Consider the following 15,650-nt stretch of genomic DNA (forward strand, 5'->3'; position numbering starts at 1 on the left):
GGCCGTCACGGACGACCATGCGACGTATGAGTGACCAACCCGCGCGATGGAGCCCTGCAACCGTCTACCCCGACATGTGGGCCGATCCGGACGACGACCCCCGCAACAAAGATGGGGACAGTCCCGAGGGCGAACTGGCCACGCTGCATGACTACCTGACGGACTACCGCCTGACCTTGCGGATGAAGTGCGAGGGCCTGGATGCGAAGCAACTGGCCCATCGGTCGGTTCCGCCGTCGACGATGTCGCTGCTCGGTCTGGTTCGGCACCTCGCCAAGGTGGAACGGGACTGGCGCAACTGGATCAGCGACGGTGACCCGCTGCCGAAGCTGTACGGCGAGAAGGACGCGGACTTCCACGGAGCGGTCGCCGAGCAGGCCGTGGTCGATGCGGCGTTCTCCGATCTGGAGCGCGAGCAGGCCTCGACCGACGCCGCGCTGGCCGAGCACCCGGACCTGGGCGAGCGCGTGGGGAAGAACAAGATCGCAGTTCGGGAGCTGATGGTGCACAGGATCGACGAGTACGCCCGTCACTGCGGGCACGCCGACCTGTTGCGCGAGTGCATCGACGGAAGGGTGGGCCAGTAACGAGGGCGGGATCTACTCCCGCCCCACCAAGCACGTCACCTCGAAGTGAAAGCCTCAGAGGTGGCTGGTCCGTGCTCGCCTCGTTGACCCGGGCATGGGGCGGGGCGATCCGACGTGGCGGGACGCCTGACCTTCTTGCCGGCGGTGGTCTGCGCGGCGCTGGTCTTCGCCACCCTGACCGTCTACGACCTGGTCATCCTCGACTGGATCAGCTTCGCGGGCCCGCGTCCCCGCCTGCCGGCCCTGCCTGGCACGGAGGACATGACGGAGTACTGGGACCGGCGCTTCCAAAGCGTCCTGGATGCTGCCCTCCCATTCGACGCAGGTACCGCGCGCGTCAAGGTAGACGGGCCCGGCGTAGCTGGTGAAGTTGCCGTAGTCCCGTACCGGTGTGCGCTCGTGGCCGACGATGACGTTGCGGTGGGGACGGAAGACGCGGCAGCGGTGGTGGAGTTGGCTGCGACGGATTCCGCCGACGCGGACGCGGGTGCTACGAAGGTGGTGGCGCTGCCCAAGGTCAGGGCCGCCGGCGCCGCAGCCGTGGCCGTGCGGCAAGAGGTCGGTGTTACGCGCACCGCGGCCCGAGTTCGGCGACGAGGGCGCCCGCTACCAGCTCCCGCGCCCGCTCGATCGTCAGCGAGCCGCTGAGCCAGCGTTCACTGACGCCCTCCACCAGTGCGGTCAGCCGCTCGGCCGCGTCGAGCGCATGGGCTTCCGCGACGGCCAGGCCGGCGCGCTGGGCCTCTCGGATCACCTCGGCGGTGTCTTCCACCCAGGTGTGGGTGGAGCGGGCCAGGGTGTCCCGGAGGTCGGTCTCGAAGATGGCGCTGGCTCGCAGTTCGCCCCAGGCCGTGCTGTTCTCCCGTACGCGCGGGGTGTCCTGGAGTTCGGTCAGTAGCAGCTGTTCCAGCTTGGTGCGGGCGTCATGAGTGCCGTTCAGGCCCTCGTCGGTGTACTCCTCGGCCCGGTCGCTGATGAACTCCAGGGTTCTGCGGACGAGGCCGGAGCGGTCTCCGAAGTGGTAGTAGATCAGCGCCGTGGAGACGCCGGCCTCGGCTGCCAGCTTCTCGACGCGCAGTCCCCGTACGCCATGACGGGCGATGACGCGGACGGCCGCTTCCAAGATCAATGCCTGACGGTCGGTCGCACGGTCGGCCACTGCCTCGCACCTCGGAACTCTCGGGAATCGCGTTCACACCACTTGACTGAAAATTCAGTCAGTCCCAGGATAGCGGCACGGCGCCAGGCTGACCGAATTTTCAGCCAGGGAGGAAACCGCGAGCGACCCGATCGGTGCGCTCACCGTGTCGCCGCTCTCGCGAGCACCCAGGTCGCCGCTCAGCGGCGTGACGAAGGAGAACGAGCGATGAATCCGCGTATGCCGGCCGAGTGGGCCGAGCACGAGGCATGTCTGATGGCGTGGCCGAGCCGGGAGTCCCTGTGGGGCGCCGCCTTCGGCTCGGCGCAGCGGGAGTACGCGGCGGTGGCCCGCGCCATCTCCGCCTTCGAGCCGGTGATCATGATCGCCGCGCCGGGGCACGGCGCGGTGGCCCAGGAGAGGTGCGGCGAGGACGTCGAGGTGATCGAGCTGCCCCTCGACGACTCGTGGCTGCGCGACTCGGGGCCGATCTTCGCCTTCACCGAGGACGGGCACCGGGTCGGAACGGACTTCCGCTTCAATGCCTGGGGCGAGAAGCACTACCCCTGGGATGCCGACGACAAGCTGGCCGCGCTGCTGCTGGACCGGCTCGGCATCGAGCGCGTCCACTCCTCGATGGTCCTTGAAGGCGGGGCGATCACCGTCGACGGGGAAGGCACCCTGATCACCACCGAGCAGTGCCTGCTCCACCCGAACCGCAACCCCCGGATGGACCGTGCGGAGATCGAGGCCGAGCTGATGCGGCGGCTCGGCGTGGAAAAGGTGATCTGGCTGCCGTACGGCGGTCTGGAGGACACCGAGACGGACGGCCATGTCGATGGTGTCTGTGCCTTCATCGCCCCCGGCAAGGTGGTCGTCTCCCTCCCCGGCGACCCGCAGCACCCCGACCACGCACGGATGCGGGCCAACCGCGCCGTGCTGGAAACGGTCACCGACGCACACGGCCGCAAGCTGGAGATCATTGAGCTCCCGCAGACCACATATGGCGAGGTCGAGGGGGAAGAGGTCGAGGTCGGCTATCTGAACTTCTATCTGGCCAACGGCGGGGTGGTCGTCCCGGTCGGCGGCGGCGACGAGGACGAAGCGGCACTCGCGGTGCTCGCTGCCGCGATGCCCGACCGTACGGTGGTCGGCGTGCCGACTCCTACGCTGGCCTTCGGCGGTGGCGGCGTGCACTGCATCACCCAACAGCTTCCCAAGGCGTTCGCCGCCGCGGCGAAGGGGGCAACGGCGTGAGCGACGAGACCTACCAACTGCTCACCGCCGCCGGCTCGCCCCTGGGTTCGCCCGCCCGGCTGACGCCGCCGGAGCGGCCGATGCTGCGGGTCGGACTCGTCCAGATGCGCTGGCAGGCCGACGAGAGCGTGCATGACGAAGCGCTGCGTGCGGGGGTCCGGCTCGCCGCCGCGCAGGGTGCCGAGGTGGTCTGTCTGCCGGAGCTGACACGCAGTCCCTACTTCGCGGCCGTCGAGGACCCGATGGCCGAAGGGGCCGCCCGGTATCTGGAGGACCTGCCCGACGGGCCGACGACCCACCTCGCCACCGAACTCGCGGTCGACCTCGGCGTCACCGTGCACGCCTCGCTGTACGAGCGGGCCACCGACGGCGGGCTCGGCTACAACACCGCGATCTGCGTCGCCCCCGACGGCCGGCTCCTCGCCCGCACCCGCAAGAACCACATTCCGGCGTTCCCCGGCTACCGCGAAGACCGCTGTTTCCGGCCCGGCGACAGCGGCTTCCCGGTCGTCGAGGTGGCGGGCGCCCGGTTCGGCTTCCCGACCTGCTGGGACGAGTGGTTCCCGGAGCTGGCCCGCGCCTACGCGCTGCGCGGTGCCGAAGTGCTGGTACACCCCACCGCCATCGGCTCCGAAGTGGACCTGCCCGACTTCGACACCCGCCCGATGTGGGAGCAGGCCATCAGCTCCAACGGCCTGGCCAACGCCCTGTTCATGGTCGTGCCCAACCGGGTCGGCACCGAAGGCGTGAGCACCTTCTACGGTTCCTCCTTCCTCTCCGACCCCTACGGCCGGGTGATGCTCCGCGCACCGCGCGACCGGCCCGCCGTACTGGTGGCCGATCTCGACCTCGACCAGCGGCGGGACTGGCTCGCCTTCGGACTGCTCCATACCCGACGCCCTGAGCTGTACGGGCAGTTGACCGAGCCACTGGCCCTCTGAATCCGCAGAATCAAGCGAGCCATCGAAGGGGTCCGCGCGATGCCGACATCCTCGTTCTCTCTTCGGCCGCGCGGGCCCGCCGCCGGCCGCCGGACCCGTATCGCGGCTGCCGCAGTCCTCTCGCTGGCCCTCGCGGCCGCGGGCTGCGGCACGCCGGCAGGCGCCAACAGCGCCGCGGACCTGCGGCTCTCCCGCGATACGCCGCCGGCCAAAGGGGACATCAAGAGTTTCAACTGGGCGCTGTACGCCGAGCCTCCGGTACTCGACTACCTCTACGCGTTCGACTATCCGCAGAACACGGTGGTGTCGAATGTCTGCGAGAGCCTGATGCGCTGGACGCCGGAGCTGAAGACGGCGCCGGGACTGGCGCGGCGGGCCACCAACCCCGACCCGAAGACCTGGGTCTACGACCTGCGGCCGGGTGTCAGGTTCCATGACGGCGGTGTGCTGACCGCTGACGACGCGGTCTACAGCCTGCGCCGTCATATGGACCCCGAACTGGGCTCGTACTGGGTGGAGGACTTCAAGAACGTGCAGTCCATCGACAAGACCGGCCCGCTCCAGATCACCGTCCGGCTCAAGCGCCCCGACGCGCTGTTCCCGCAGGCGATGGCCAATTCGGCCGGCACGGTGGCCAGTGCCCGCACCATGAAGAAGGAGGGCGCCGCGTTCGGCACCGCCGACGGCGGCCTGGACTGCACCGGCCCCTACAAGCTCGGCAGATGGGACAAGGGCCAGTCCCTCGAACTCGACCGCTTCGACGGCTACTGGGGCCACCGTGCCAAGGCCGGCAAGGTGACCTTCACCTTCCTGCCCGACTCCGCCGCCCGCACCAACGCCCTGCTCACCGGCGAGGTCGACGGCACCTTCGGCGTCCCGCCCGAAAGCCTCTCCCGGCTGCGCGCCGACGACGCGGGCTCGCTCCGCTTCGGGGAAGGGCTCACCACCATCAACCTCGCCGTTTCCCACCTCAAGGGCACTCTCAAGGACGTCCGGGTGCGACGGGCGCTGATGCTGGCGCTGGACCGTCGGGGCTTCGCGAAGGCCGCGATGCGGAATTCGGTCATACCCAGCAGCGCACTCGCCTCGCGGGCGGCGTGGCAGGGCGTACGACAGCGGACAGTGGACGCGGCGTATGCCGAACTACCGTCTACCGCACGGGACTTGACTCGGGCCAAGCAGCTGATCGCGCGGGCCGGCGCCACCGGCAAGAAGATCACGGTGGCCACCAGCCCGATCGGCCCCGACGTCTCGATGCTCGCCATCGCCGTCCAGGACGCCGGCCGCCGCATCGGCCTCGACGTCGAGGTGAAGACCATCGCCCCGGACGCCTTCACCTCGCTGTACTCCGACGCCAAGGCACGCGAGGGCCTGGACCTCTTCCCCTACACGTACTACCTGTCGATCACCGATCCGCTGGGTATGTACACCAACTTCCGCACCGGCGAGTTCGAGAATTACGGGGGCTACAGCGACCCGGCGTACGACAGGACCGCCAATGCGGCGACCGCGGAGTACGACCCGCAGAAGCGGGGCGTGCTCACCGCCCGGCTGCAGAAGATGGCGAGCGACCAGGTGCTCAGCCTGCCGGTCGCCGAATACCCGAACACGGTGTTCCAGAACAAGCGCATCACCGGAGCCCCGACCAGCATCGCCTACATGTACTACCCGTGGGCCGCGGACGTGGGGGCGGCCCGATGATGATCCGCTTCCTGCTGAGGCGACTGGCGGAACTGGCCGCCACCCTCCTGCTCGCCTCGTTCCTGGTCTTCGCCTCCGTCCACCTCGCCCCTGGCAAACCGGAGACCTTCCTGCTCGGCGGGCGCGGCGCCAACCCCCAGGCGCTCGCCGCCATCCGCGCCCACTACCACCTCGATGACCCCTTCCTCGTCCAGTACGTCAAATGGCTGGGCAACGCCCTGACCGGCGACTTCGGGAGCTCCGTGCAGTACCGCAGCGACGTCGCGGCGCTCATCACGGCCCGGCTTCCCACCACCTTGCTCCTCATCGCCATGGCCTGCGTCCTGGTGCTGGTGTGCGGACTGGCCCTGGGCGTGCTGGGCGCGGTACGCGGCGGGCGGACCGACTCCGCGGTCCTGGTGGGTACCTCGGTGGCGGTGGCGACGCCGTCGTTCATCGCCGCGATCCTGCTGTTGGCACTGTTCTCGGTCCGCCTCGGCTGGTTCCCCGCTCTCGGCAGTGGTGACGGCCTGTTCGGCACCCTCTACCACCTGGCCCTCCCCTCGCTCGCGCTCGCGCTGCCCTTCGTCGGCGTACTGGCACGGGTGACCAGGGCCGCGATGGTCGAGCAGTTCGACCGGGAGCATGTCGCCGTGGCCCGCAGCCGAGGCGTCCCCGAAAGGACCGTGATCCGGCGGCATGTGCTGCGCAACGCCCTCGACGCCGTGGTCACCCAAGGCGGACTGACGCTCTCCGGCCTCGTGGTCTGCACGATCCTCGTGGAGTCCGCGTTCGGGCTCGGCGGGCTCGGCGAATTTCTCGCCAAGTCCGTGACCGTCAAGGACTATCCCGTCGTGCAAGCCGTCTCACTGCTGATCGTCGCCCTGTTCGTCGCCGTCAACCTGCTCATCGATCTCGTGTACCCGCTGATCGACCCCCGGGTACGGCTCGGCACGAGGAGTACCGCATGACCGCCGCGAGCGTCCTCGTCCGCCGGCCCGGCCTGGCCCGGCTGCGCACCCGCCGCAACTGGCTGCACCTCAGCTGTCTCGGCTTCGTCGCCTTGCTGGTGATCGTCGCCCTCAGCGCCCCCTGGCTGACTCCCGGCGACCCCAACGACGTCGACTTCGGCGCGGCGCTGGCCGGCCCGTCCACCCACCATCTGCTCGGCGGAGACATCTCCGGCCGCGACACCCTCTCCCGGCTGATCGCCGGCTCCCGCACCTCCCTGCTGGGCCCGCTCGGCGTCGTCGTCCTGTCCACTCTCCTCGGGCTGGCTCTCGGCGTCGCCGCCGCATGGCGGGGCGGCCGGCTCGACGCGGTCCTCTCCCGCGGCAGCGAACTGCTGCTCGCCTTCCCCGGATTGCTGCTGGCGATGCTGCTGGTGGCCCTGTACGGACGGGGGCTGCTCGCCCCCGTGGTCGCCCTGTCCCTCGCCTACATCCCCTTCGTCAGCCGGCTCGCCCGCGGCCTCGCCCTGGCCGAGGCCGAACGTCCCTATCTGGCCGCCTATCGGGTCCAGGGATTCTCCGGACTGTGGATCTGCCTGCGGCATCTGATCCCCAACATCGCACCCGTCGTGATGGCCCAGTCGACCGTCAACTTCGGCTACGCACTGCTCGACCTGGCCGCCCTGTCCTTCCTCGGGCTCGGCGTGCCCCCGCTCACCCCGGACTGGGGATCCATGATCAACGACGGCCAGTCCGCGATCCTGGAAGGACTCCCGCTGTCCGCGGTCGCCCCGTGCGTGGCGGTCGTCCTGAGCGTCGTCGCGTTCAACGTCGTCGGCGAAAAACTCGCCGACCGAGTCGCAGGCAGGCCCTGATGCCCCCACCGCACGCAGCCCTTCCCGCAGCCCCCACACCGGCCGAACGGGACCGGACGGGACCCGTACTGGAAACGGATGGCCTGTGCCTGAGCCTGCCGGAGCTCGCCCGGCCGGTGCTCGCGGGAGTGGACCTCACGGTCGGCGCGGGCGAGACCGTCGCGCTGGTGGGCGAGTCCGGTTCCGGGAAAACCCTCACCTCACGCTCGGCCCTCGGCCTGCTCCCGCCGCACGCCCAGGTCTCCGGCGCGGTACGGGTCGCCGGGCACGACGTCCTCACCATGGCACCGGACCGGCTACGCACCCTGCGCGCACGGACCGCATCGATGATCTTCCAAGACCCGCGTGCCGCCATCAACCCACTGCGCCGCCTGGGCGACTTCCTCACCGAAGGGCTCAGAGCATCCCCCGACGGTCGGACGGACCCGCGCGCCCGGTCCGTCGAACTCCTCGACGCCGTCGGCCTGTCCCCGCGCGTCCTGCGCCAGTACCCGCACGAAGTCTCCGGCGGGATGCTCCAGCGCATCATGATCGCCGCCGCCCTGATGCCAGGCCCCGAACTGCTCCTGGCCGACGAACCCACCACCGCCCTCGACGTCACCACCCAGGCCGAGATCATCGCCCTGCTCGCAGAGCTGCGCGCACGCTTCGACACCGGGCTGCTGTTCGTCACTCACGACCTCGAACTCGCGGCCGCCATCAGTGACCGGGTCTACGTCATGTACGCCGGCCGCATCGTCGAAACCGGCCCCGCACATACCCTCTTCACCTTCCCGCGCCACCCCTACACAGCCGCCCTGCTGGCCGCCACCCCGCGCCTGGACGCACCGCTCGCGCGCCTGACCGCGATCCCGGGACGGCCACCGGACCTTCGCACCGCCCTGACCGGCTGCGCCTTCGCCCCGCGCTGCCCCTACGCCACCGCCGTCTGCGCGACCGAGGACCCGGCTGCGGTGGCACGTCAGGACGGCACGGCGGCATGCCATCACACCGAGGACCTGACACTCCAGGGAGCCACCGCCGATGACTGAACAAGCCGATCCGGCGCTGCAGGTCACCGGCCTTTGCCGGTCCTACGGCGCGGTCCGGGCCGTCGACGACGTGACCTTCACGCTCCCCGAGGGAGGCTCGCTGGGCCTGGTCGGCGAGTCCGGCTCCGGCAAGACCACCACCGCGCGCATCATCACCGGCCTGGAGCGGGCCGACACGGGAACGGTGACGGTACGCGGCCACGACCGCACGCCCCGGCAACGGCAGAGCACGGTGCGCGGCCGGGCCGCCCGGCTGCGCACCGCCCGCGAAGTGCAGATGGTCTTCCAGGACCCGCTCCTCTCGCTCGACCCCCGGATCCCCGTGCGCGCCGTACTGCGCGAGACGCTGCGCCTGCACTTCCCCGGCACTGGCCACGACCGCAGAATCACCGAACTCCTCGACCAAGTGGGCCTGGGCGAGCGGGAGTCCGCAGCCCGGCCGCGCGAACTGTCCGGAGGCCAGCGGCAACGGGTGGCCATCGCACGCGCCCTGGCGGTCGAACCGGCCGTCCTCGTCCTGGACGAGGCCGTCGCCGCGCTCGATGTCTCCGTCCAGGCCCAGATCCTCAACCTGCTCTCCGATATCAGGGAACAGACGAAGATCAGCTATCTCTTCATCACCCACGACCTGGGAGTGGTGAAAGCCGTGACCGACAACGTCGTGGTCCTGCGCGCCGGACGCATCGTCGAACAGGGCCCCACCGCGGACGTCCTCGCCGACCCCGGCCATGCCTACACCCGGCTGTTGCTGGATTCCGTACCCCGCGTCGGCTGGAACCCGCGGCACATCGCCGAAGCCCGGCGCGCACTCAACGCTCCCGCGCACACAGCGGCGGACGGAGCATAGGCGGTCCGGTGGCCTCTGGCGCGAGCAGGGCATACCGGAGGTCCCGCACCCCGATTCGTGAGGCCCTGCTGCTGCTCGCCACCGAGGACCTGGTGCGGCTGGTGCCCAAGCGCGGCGCGCGCACACGTCCGTTACTCTGACTCGCCGACGTCGACAAGATCGCCAGGAATCGGCTGGGAACGAGCACCACGCAGAGGGGACGGGACAGCGGTGAAGACGGACGCGGGCGTCGAGTGGAACCTGCGGAAGGCCGGAACGGGCACGCCCCTTGCGAAGCGGGGCGTCGGCGCCCGCATCGGGGCGGGGGCGCTGGGCGTCCTTATCCTGCTCTTCGGTCTGATCCTCATCGGCGCGGGCTACGAGGAGGGCCCCAGAACGGCGGCCGACGGCACTCCCGGGACGATCACCATCGAGCGCTGCGACAGGGATAACAGGCGTGCCGACGTGGAGTGCTCCGGCACCTTCCGCTCCGATGAAGGCAAGCTCCGCTACAACGTGAAGGGCTTCCAGCCCAGCACGGAGTACGACAAGGGCGAGAACGTCGCCGCGGTGGCCCTCAGCCCGGTGTCGTTCGACCGCGGCGCCTCGGCGCTCTACATCGAAGGTGCGCAGTACTGGTGCGTCGCTGCGGCGATGTTCGGCGTGGCGGTGCTCGTGCTGAGATCCGCCTTCCGCATCAGCAGGCGCCCCCTGCAACGCGGGACGACCGTCACCGGCGTCAGCCTGGTCTTCGGTGGCCTGATGGGCGGCGGCCTCTGTGCCCTTGCAAACTCGATGGCGGCATAGGCCACTTGGGCCGGCGCAGGCACCGCTCGGACTCCTGAACGCCCGCAGGCCGCCGCCCACGAACCCGCCCCGGGCCCCGGGCCCGGCGAACGGGCCGGCCCTCACCCGTCGGCGTCAGCGCCTCCAAGGCCGCTCCGGGCCGTGGCTCAACATCACAATGGAGCCCATGAGCTCAGACGATTTCCCCCGCGCAGAGGGCGTCCGCCTCACGGGCGTCACGAACCTGCCGGCCATCACAAGGGAACCCGATCTGAACGACAACTGGCCGGGCCCGGCAACGCTGGTCGAACGCCGACGGTGTGAACCTCCCAATACCCCAGCTCGAACGCCCCAAGGTTTGGATCCGCGTACGCATCCGCGAGGTCTCCGGCCACCCTGATGCGCCGGCACGGCCGCTTGTGGCTTCCATCGATTGGCCGCCCGATGCCCCGAGCCGGAGCAGGACGGTGCCCGAGCCGGACGCTGCGCACCGCCGTAGCCCCCGCGCGCGGTGAGCGGTTGCCGCATTACGGAGGACGGAGGAACGCGAGCGGGTTACGGACCAGGCCGGCGGGACGCCGCCGGCCTGCACGACTCGCCGACGTTCGGCTTACTGCTCGTGAACGGCGCTGCGTTTCCTTGCCCGGGAAGGCCCGGGTGTCAGCGGAAGATGGATATGGATAAGGATATGGATAAGGGAAACGGAAAGGGATCTTCCATGTCTCACGCTTCCGCTGTCGCTGTCGCTGTTCTCGGCGCAGGCGCACTCGGCGCCGCGATGGCGATGCGGCTCGGAGACAGTGGCCACGAGGTTCGGCTGCGTTCAATCGTTCGTTTGGTCGGTCAGCTGCGGGGCCGCATCGGTCGAGCCTCTTCCAGGGTTGAGGTACACAAATGACGATTGCCGCCCAGGACGGCCCGCGTATCGGTTGGATCGGTGCCGGACGCATGGGCTTCCAGCTGGCTACCCGGCTGCTGGATGCGGGGCACGACGTAGCCGTCTACAACCGGGCCCGCGCCAAGGCCGAACCGCTGGCTGGACGGGGAGCGAGAATCGCCGACCGGCCGGCTGATCTGGCCGACCGGGACGTCGTGTTCACCATGGTGACCGCCTCGGCCGCCCTGGAGGCGGTCACCACGGGCCCCGGCGGTGTGCTGACTTCGCCGGATGCTGCGCCGGGGGTGCTGATCGACTGCTCCACGGTGTCCACCCAGGTGTCCGCGCTGATCCGGAATGCAGCCGCCACGCGGGGGACCGACTTCCTGGCCGCCACGGTGAGCGGGAACCCGAAGGTGATCACCGCAGGCAAGCTGACGGTCGCGGTCTCCGGCTCACCCGAGGTGTTCGGTCAGGTCGAGCCGTTGCTGGCTCTGCTGGGACGTGGGGTGAGCTATGTCGGTGAGGGCGAAGTCGCCCGTCTCGTCAAGATCGCGCACAACGTCTTCCTCGGTGTCGTCACCCAGTCGCTCGCCGAGATCACCATCCTCGCGGAGAAGGGCGGTGTCAGCCGTGCCGCCTTCCTGGAATTCCTCAACGATTCGGTGATGGGCTCGGTCTTCACCCGTTACAAGTCGCCCGCGCTGGTCAATCTGGACTTCGAGCCGACGTTCACCATGCCGCTGCTGCGCAAGGACTTCGATCTTGGGCTCTCCGCGGCCCGCGAGCTGGAGGTCCCGATGCCGCTCGCCGCCGCCACCGCCCAGCTCGTCGCCGGTGCCATCGGCGCGGGGCATGTCGAAGAGGACTTCGCGTCCTTGATCCTCGAGCAGGCCAGGAACTCCGGCATCACGCTGGAAGCCCAGAACGTGCCAGTGGACGACGGTCTGTCACCGCAGACCTGATCCGCCGACCATACGGAAGCGCCCACGCCCACGCCCCCGCCCACCGCTGGTACGACACAGTGAACGTGCCCGCGCGCGGCGAAACCGTCATCCGCATCCACTTCACCGACTTCACCGACTTCACCGACTTCACCGACTTCACCGACTTCACCGACTTCACCGACAAGACCGTCGTGCGCTGATCGCCGTTACACCGTCAGACAGGGCAGTGGTGCCAGGTGACGTGCAGTCCGTCGTCGAGAGACAGAGGGCCTCGACGGCGTCGGTGCTCCCGCGCCGGTTCTGCAGCCCGCTGCGGCTCAGCCGGAACTCGCCAGCGGCACGGCGGCACCGTCCTCTGCCACCGCAGTCGTCTACTTCCGGCGCCCGGGTGTGTGGTTGAACAGCAGGTTCAGCAGGAAGGCGGCGACGGTCGCGCTGGTGATGGCACTGCCGCCGATGATCTGCACCCAGGTCGGGAAGGCGTGGTAGAACGACGGCGCCACCACCGGGAGCATGCCCACGCCGATGGAGACGGCGACGATCAGCAGGTTATTGGTGCCCTCGAACTCCACCTTGCGCAGGGTGTTGATGCCGACCGAGGTGACGGTGGCGAACATGACCAGTCCGGCCGCGCCGATGACCGGCCCCGGCAGGGAGGCGACGATCTCGCCGAGCTTGGGGATGAGGGCAAGGACGACGAGGATGCCGCCGGCGACGGCGGCAACGTAGCGGCTGCGGACCTTGGTCATGCCGACCAGGCCGACGTTCTGGGCGAAGACGGTGTCCAGAAAGCCGTTCATGATGCCACCGAAGATGCCGGAGACGCCGTCGGCGGCCAGGCCGCGGGCGAGGTCGCGCGGGGAGAGCGGGCGTCCGGTCATCTCGCCGACGGCGAGCATGTCGGCAGTCGACTCCGTGAACGCCACCAGCATGACCATGCACATGGAGATGACGGCGGCGACGGGAAAGTGCGGGGCACCGAAGTGGAACGGTGAGGCGAGACCGAACCAGTCGGCGCCCTTCGCGGAGGAGAAGTCCGTCAGGCCCATGGGGAGCGCGATCAGCGTACCGACCACCAGGCCGAGCAGGACGCCGAGTTGGGCGACGAACCCGCTGGTGAAGCGGTTGATCAGAACGATGAGCAGCACGATGCCGCCGGCCAGGGCGAGGTGGCTCGGAGCGGCGTAGTCCTTGGCGGTGGAGTCCTGTCCGGCGATCAGCCCGGCCGCCACGCCAATCAGGGACAGCCCGATGACGGTGATGACGGACCCGCTGACCAACGGCGGGAAGAACCTGACCGCGCGGGCGAACGGCACCGCGACCAGCAGCCCGAAGACACCGGCGGCAATCATCGATCCGTAGACCGCCTGCATGCCGTACTCCCCCGCGATGAGGACCATCGGGGTCACGGCGGTGAAGGTGGCACCCGCGACGACCGGCAGCCGCACACCCAACACCTTGCCGATGCCGAGCGCCTGAAGGAGCGTCACCAGGCCGGCCACCAGCAGGTCGGCGTTGATCAGCAGGCCGATGGTGGAGGTGTCGAGCTTGGCCGCCGCCCCGAAGACCAGCGGGACGGCGACACAGCCGGTGTACATCACCAGCACGTGCTGCAGACCGAGCAGTCCCAGCCGGGCAGGTGGCAGGACCTCATCGACCGGGTGCCGGGCTGGGGCCACGGCTTCGGGCGCGGTGGGGTCAGGGGTCTGGGTCAAGGAGAGCCTCCGGGGCGGGGTTGGCGCGATGTCAGGAGAGGGGGGAGGTACGGGGAGGCGGCGTGCGAGGGGACACAGCCGGCACGGGGGCGTGGGGGCCTGACGACCAGAACAGCGGGTCAAACTTTTTGTTGATCTCGTTTCGCCGGCGTTTCCGCGATCGAACAGCGGTGTTGCTTTTGCTGAGGCCCGGCGTTCGCGATCACCCGCAGTACCCCGGACGCCCACTGTTAACAACAGCGGAACGGTCGCGATACGGCAATGCGTCACCGTCACTTCCATCGACCCCGACGACTGGGCCATCCTCGCCCAGCACTGGTATCCGGTCGCGCTGTCGAGCGAGATCGGCGACGAGCCGGTCTCCGTGCGTCTCCTCGACGAACCCCTCGTGGTCTACCGCGCCGAGTGAGGGCGGCCGCTGCACCGACGTACCCGCGCACCCCGCCTCGAAGATCCCCGCCCGGCTTCAACCTGCGCAGCTACCCCACCGTCGAGCGCTACGACGAGGGCTTCCAGCAGATCAACTGCCCCTCGTACGAGAACAGCTGGTGGACGGCCGGAGCGGGTGCGGTCGGATCGGCCATGGGGCGAAGTCTCCTTCGGGGGCGAGTGGAATGGTGCTCAAGCTGTCCGGGAGCAGTCCGCGGCCGGACACAGGCTCTGCGTGAACGGCGTGCGGGTTGTCGACGGCTGGGAACAGCGCGTGCCGTACGGTCCGTTCAGCGTCGACGACCAGGATCAGGCGTTTGTGCCGCAACCGGCCCGCACCGCGGAGGGTCTCGGGTCCAGGTCGGTCACGCAGGGCTTCCCCGCGGGGCGGCGTGGTGGGCGGACTCGCCCAGCGGCCTCCCCGCCGAGTCGCTCCGCCGGCTTCCTGCGAGACGAGCGAGGCGGACTCCCGGCAGGCCCAGGGACCGGTACCGCCATCCGAAGATCAAGGCACGTACGCTGATAGACATGGTTGAGCATCGAATGGTTGACGTGAACGGCGTTCGGCTGCACATCGCCGAGCAAGGCGACGGCCCCTTGGTGGTGCTTCTGCACGGCTTCCCCGAGTCGTGGCACTCCTGGCACCACCAGTTCGGCCCTCTGACCGATGCGGGCTTCCGAGTGGTCGCCCCCGATCAGCGTGGATACGGACGCAGCGACCATCCCGAGGACGTCGACGCGTACAGCATCCTCCACCTGGTCGGCGACGTCGTCGGACTGATCCAGGCCCTGGGCGAGGAGAAGGCGTACGTCGTCGGGCACGACTGGGGCGCGCCGGTCGCCTGGCACACCGCGCTGCTGCGACCGGACATGGTGCTCGGGGTGGCCGGCCTGAGCGTGCCACCCCCCTTCCGGGGCACGCAGCCGCCGCTGGCCGCCATGGACAAGAAGTTCGGCGGCCGCTTCTACTGGAACTACTTCAACCGCCCCGGTGTCGCCGACGCCGAGTTCGCCAGGGACACACGCACCACCCTCCGGAAGTTCTTCTACTCGGCTTCCGGCTCCGCTCCTCACTCCGGCGAGGTCAAGCAGCCGCTGATCGAACCCGGGCAGGGCTGGCTCGAGACCATGCCGGACCCCGAGGTACTGCCGGAGTGGTTCACCGAGGACGATCTCGACGCACTCACCGAGAGCTTTTCCAACGGTTTCACCGGGGCCCTCAACTGGTACCGCAACCTCGACCGCAACTGGGAACTGACCGCTCCGTGGCACGGCGCCGTCGTCACCCGGCCTGCCCTGTACATCTACGGCGACCGCGACCTCGTCCCCGCCTTCCCCGGCACACCCGAACTCATCGAGCGCCTCCCCGGCCTCATGCCCAACCTCCGGCGCGAGCCCCTCAAACTGGCCGACTGCGGGCACTGGACTCAGCAGGAACGCCCGGACGAGGTGAACGCGGCGCTCATCGAATTCCTCAGGGCCTGTGCCTGAGCCTGGCCTGGCCAGGCGAATCGTCGAACCAGGTACCGGAGCCGGCCCTCTCCGCCGTCGTAGGCGGCTGTGAGGTCGAGGTGGACGAGGTGTCGCTCCTCCTCGTATCGGCCGGCGCAG

At 69.5% G+C, this 15,650-nt stretch carries 13 protein-coding genes and 1 pseudogene; 11 read left to right on the top strand and 3 right to left on the bottom strand.

Annotated elements, in window-relative coordinates; translation table 11 throughout:
- Positions 1 to 17: 17 nt before the first annotated feature.
- The gene (locus tag ACZ4S3_RS31745) at positions 18 to 587 is read left to right on the top strand and encodes a DinB family protein (protein WP_467940477.1); all 570 of its coding nucleotides are present in this window, start codon (positions 18 to 20) and stop codon (positions 585 to 587) included.
- Positions 588 to 1,152: 565 nt separating this feature from the next.
- On the opposite strand, the gene ACZ4S3_RS31750 is transcribed toward ACZ4S3_RS31745, so the two are convergent.
- Positions 1,153 to 1,746, bottom strand: coding sequence for a TetR/AcrR family transcriptional regulator (locus ACZ4S3_RS31750; protein WP_467940479.1), 594 nt, complete (start codon positions 1,744 to 1,746; stop codon positions 1,153 to 1,155).
- A 207-nt stretch (positions 1,747 to 1,953) separates the two neighbouring features.
- On the opposite strand from ACZ4S3_RS31750, the gene ACZ4S3_RS31755 reads away from it, so the two are divergent.
- The 9 genes from ACZ4S3_RS31755 (at position 1,954) to ACZ4S3_RS31795 (ending at position 11,913) form a co-directional block, all read left to right on the top strand.
- A complete protein-coding gene (locus ACZ4S3_RS31755) occupies positions 1,954 to 2,982 on the top strand; it encodes an agmatine deiminase family protein (protein ID WP_467940481.1) in 1,029 nt (342 codons plus the stop codon).
- The gene (locus tag ACZ4S3_RS31760) at positions 2,979 to 3,923 is read left to right on the top strand and encodes a nitrilase-related carbon-nitrogen hydrolase (RefSeq protein ID WP_467940482.1); all 945 of its coding nucleotides are present in this window, start codon (positions 2,979 to 2,981) and stop codon (positions 3,921 to 3,923) included. Before ACZ4S3_RS31755 ends, ACZ4S3_RS31760 begins: the two co-directional genes overlap by 4 nt.
- A 39-nt stretch (positions 3,924 to 3,962) precedes the next feature.
- Complete coding sequence (locus tag ACZ4S3_RS31765; RefSeq protein ID WP_467940485.1) at positions 3,963 to 5,624, top strand: ABC transporter substrate-binding protein; 1,662 nt, start codon at positions 3,963 to 3,965, stop codon at positions 5,622 to 5,624.
- Positions 5,624 to 6,574: an ABC transporter permease gene (locus ACZ4S3_RS31770; RefSeq protein ID WP_467940771.1), complete on the top strand. Its 951-nt coding sequence runs from the start codon at positions 5,624 to 5,626 to the stop codon at positions 6,572 to 6,574. The genes ACZ4S3_RS31765 and ACZ4S3_RS31770 overlap by 1 nt, the downstream gene beginning before the upstream one ends.
- Entirely contained in the window at positions 6,571 to 7,428 is an 858-nt protein-coding gene (locus ACZ4S3_RS31775) for an ABC transporter permease (RefSeq protein WP_467940486.1), read from the top strand. The genes ACZ4S3_RS31770 and ACZ4S3_RS31775 overlap by 4 nt, the downstream gene beginning before the upstream one ends.
- Positions 7,428 to 8,459, top strand: coding sequence for an ABC transporter ATP-binding protein (locus ACZ4S3_RS31780; RefSeq protein WP_467940488.1), 1,032 nt, complete (start codon positions 7,428 to 7,430; stop codon positions 8,457 to 8,459). The genes ACZ4S3_RS31775 and ACZ4S3_RS31780 overlap by 1 nt, the downstream gene beginning before the upstream one ends.
- The gene (locus ACZ4S3_RS31785) at positions 8,452 to 9,306 is read left to right on the top strand and encodes an ABC transporter ATP-binding protein (RefSeq protein WP_467940490.1); all 855 of its coding nucleotides are present in this window, start codon (positions 8,452 to 8,454) and stop codon (positions 9,304 to 9,306) included. Before ACZ4S3_RS31780 ends, ACZ4S3_RS31785 begins: the two co-directional genes overlap by 8 nt.
- 210 nt (positions 9,307 to 9,516) lie before the next feature.
- Entirely contained in the window at positions 9,517 to 10,092 is a 576-nt protein-coding gene (locus ACZ4S3_RS31790; RefSeq protein WP_467940492.1) for a hypothetical protein, read from the top strand.
- An 873-nt stretch (positions 10,093 to 10,965) separates the two neighbouring features.
- Complete coding sequence (locus tag ACZ4S3_RS31795) at positions 10,966 to 11,913, top strand: NAD(P)-dependent oxidoreductase (protein WP_467940494.1); 948 nt, start codon at positions 10,966 to 10,968, stop codon at positions 11,911 to 11,913.
- A 353-nt stretch (positions 11,914 to 12,266) separates the two neighbouring features.
- On the opposite strand, the gene ACZ4S3_RS31800 is transcribed toward ACZ4S3_RS31795, so the two are convergent.
- Both ACZ4S3_RS31800 and ACZ4S3_RS31805 read right to left on the bottom strand, forming a co-directional pair.
- Positions 12,267 to 13,610: a nucleobase:cation symporter-2 family protein gene (locus ACZ4S3_RS31800; RefSeq protein ID WP_467940496.1), complete on the bottom strand. Its 1,344-nt coding sequence runs from the start codon at positions 13,608 to 13,610 to the stop codon at positions 12,267 to 12,269.
- Positions 13,611 to 14,231: 621 nt separating this feature from the next.
- Positions 14,232 to 14,382 (bottom strand): annotated as a pseudogene (locus ACZ4S3_RS31805) (winged helix-turn-helix transcriptional regulator); the annotation flags it as partial.
- 200 nt (positions 14,383 to 14,582) lie between these two features.
- Between ACZ4S3_RS31805 and ACZ4S3_RS31810 the strand changes: the two are divergent.
- On the top strand, positions 14,583 to 15,530 hold the full coding sequence (locus tag ACZ4S3_RS31810) for an alpha/beta fold hydrolase (protein ID WP_467940773.1): 948 nt from the start codon (positions 14,583 to 14,585) through the stop codon (positions 15,528 to 15,530).
- The last annotated feature ends 120 nt before the right edge of the window (positions 15,531 to 15,650 follow it).

The sequence above is a fragment of the Streptomyces sp. NPDC028368 genome, assembly GCF_055565615.1.